The 2779-nt window shown below is 54.8% G+C and carries 2 protein-coding genes; both read left to right on the plus strand.

The features are described 5' to 3' along the window. Positions 1-1991 (plus strand): dermonecrotic toxin domain-containing protein (locus tag ALO64_RS05430; protein ID WP_328586221.1); only part of this gene is annotated, 1991 nt, incomplete at its 5' end. Positions 1992-2241: 250 nt separating this feature from the next. Further along, positions 2242-2779: transporter substrate-binding protein (locus ALO64_RS05435; RefSeq protein ID WP_157058629.1), on the plus strand; the 538-nt coding region annotated here is incomplete at its 3' end.

Below are 2779 nucleotides of genomic sequence, written 5' to 3' on the forward strand. Positions count from 1 at the left end.
TGTCTACACCCTCTAAGGATGCATTGCTGATCCAGGCTATGGATAGTGAAGGCGCAGTCATCAGGAAACTGGACAAAGCCACCATCAAGGAATTGGTTACAACCATTGAGGCCCCCCAACACCTCAGCGAGTACCTCGACCTAAATCTGAAAACATCGGCGTATGCGCAACAACTCAAGCAGTCACGAAAAGTCATGCTGGAAGCTCAGATGAAGATGATGCTGCTGGAGATCGAACAACTGGCGTTTGCGCCAGCGGGTCGAGAGTGGATCAAAGCAGTGCTGGATTCGCCAGCACCGCAAGGGCGCCGAACCATCGAAGATGAAGCCATCGAAGTCAGGTTTTTCACTGTCAATCAATTCAAGATGACCAATGTCATGCTGATCGCTCCCGCGGGGAAATTCGATAAGGGACCGCTTGTACTGTGCACACTGAATGCTTCCGACGGCATCGTTTTCCGCTGGTTCAACAGCATGTTTCATCTCACCACCACCTTTCTGGAAGAAGTCTCGTTTCAGCAGTACCTGCTTAAGCAAATACCGCTGTCCAGGCGTCTGGAGACGCTGCGTGCCATGCAGTACGAGAAAGAGGCAAAGCACTGGCGCCCGCCACAGGTACTTACTCAATTTTCGCTGATACCGATCCCTTCAAGGCTGCTGCATCCAGTCGTTTTTATCCGCCAGAGCAAAGATATTTACGAGGAAATTCACGAGACCAGGATCACTCAGTTGATCAGCGAAGCCAAGCGGCATATGAGCCAGGAAACCAATCAGGGGCAAGCCGGCCGAAGCTTCGATCTGATCGCCGGTATCGCAATTCTGTTTCTGCCTGAACCGATCATGATGCCTGTTGCGCTGGGCGTGGGCCTGTATAAAACCTGGAACGCCTTTTCGAAAATAGACGAAGGCGACCACGAAGGAGCCGCCGAGGAGTTTCTGAGCGCCATTGGCTATCTTGCCACTGCTCTCATTGGCCATGTGGCGCTAGCCCTTAAACCGGTAACGCATGCCTCAGGAGCAGCAAGAAGTCCGCACCTGATTCGCAGGGTGGGTCGCGATGGGCAGATGCAGATTGGCTATCTCCTGTCGCATTCCAAAGCCCCACGTTTTGCAGACTCTAAATTAATCGTCGCTATGGACCCTCACCGCTTCATTGCCATCGAGATAGAGGGCCAGACCTGCTTCATAAGCCGTCGTGCCAACATGTTCGGCCACTCGCGCCTTTATCGGCCGAACCCCATGGATGCAACGCAGTTGGTGCATGAGCAGGAATTTGCCTTGCGTACTACCAGCGGTGCCTGGAAAACCGTGGGAAAACAAATACCGCGGCTGAGTCAGCCAGCCATCCGCAATGCCCAAGCACAGCTGACCAGCCTGACAACTGCCTGGCCTGCGTCCCTGGAAGAAGCAAGCAGCGCTGAACGTTTGAAGTTCGAGGCCGATTACCTCGCCCTGAGTAAAGCGTCCAACGCAGAAAGCTTTTCGGAAATAGCAGCTTATACAGAGGGAGGTTCGGCAGCCATCAATCCTGTATTGCGAAACGGTATGCGCAACGCCACCACAAGCAGGTTTCTCCGCCAGTTCTACAAACTCAAGCCATGGCATGGCACTGCCTTTCGCTCCACGTATGTATCCAGCGAAGGAGTGGCATGTCTGGAACGCGAGATAGGTGCGGTGTTTACAGATAATGGCGTGCAGTCCGCATCGGTATCGCGAGCCAATGCCTCCAGATGGAGCCAGGATGGATTTGTGAGCAGTAACGCTAACTCGGAAAATCACCCGGTATTCTTTATCTTCGCGCCTAATGTGCCCAAGAAGAACATGTTTACCGGCTTTCTCGGTGATCACGTCGCCATCCCGCCTGGAACTCGCGTGCAACTGGGTGCGACAACACGGGTCAACGGCCAGCTGTTCGCCTGGTTCGATGCTCCCGAGCGACTCGTTGACCAGACCTACGATCTTTACACCGGAGCACAGGAGTTCTGGGTATGAGGCGCTTGGCCGTTTGAACACAACGGCAGTAGAGACAATGCTGGTATTTCATGGTCCGCACCATTGCAGCGCATAGCGCACGCCCTCTTCCTGCCCCCGTTCCAGGTTGGTGCGCATACCCTTTACTGCGCGACACATTCGTTCCATTTTGCGACGCGCTCAGGTTGGCCCAGACCTTGCTAACGGTTGAAAGAGCAACGTAATGCACCGCCGCAGACCTATCAAAAAAATGAACCAAGGGAGCTAGTCAATGAAGCGTCGCAGCCTGATCAAAGCCTTTACCCTGTCCGCATCGATCGCCGCCATGGGGTTGACCTGGACCGTTCAGGCTGCCGAAACCATCAAGGTCGGTATTCTGCATTCGTTGTCCGGGACCATGGCGATCTCCGAGACCTCGCTCAAAGACATGGCCTTGATGACCATTGACGAGATCAACGCCAAAGGCGGCGTCAACGGCAAGATGCTCGAAGCAGTGGTTGTCGACCCGGCTTCCAACTGGCCACTGTTCGCCGAAAAAGGCCGCCAATTGCTGACCCAGGACAAGGTGGCGGTGGTCTTTGGTTGCTGGACATCGGTATCGCGCAAATCGGTGCTGCCGGTCTTTGAGGAACTCAACGGCTTGCTGTTCTACCCCGTGCAGTACGAAGGCGAAGAGATGTCGCCCAACGTGTTCTACACCGGTGCCGCGCCTAACCAACAGGCGATCCCTGCGGTCGAGTACGTAATGAGTGAAGAAGGCGGTTCGGCCAAGCGCTTCTTCCTGCTCGGCACTGAACCGCCCCGGGTTT

This window comes from Pseudomonas meliae (genome assembly GCF_001400515.1).
GTDB classification, from domain to species: Bacteria; Pseudomonadota; Gammaproteobacteria; order Pseudomonadales; family Pseudomonadaceae; genus Aquipseudomonas; species Aquipseudomonas amygdali.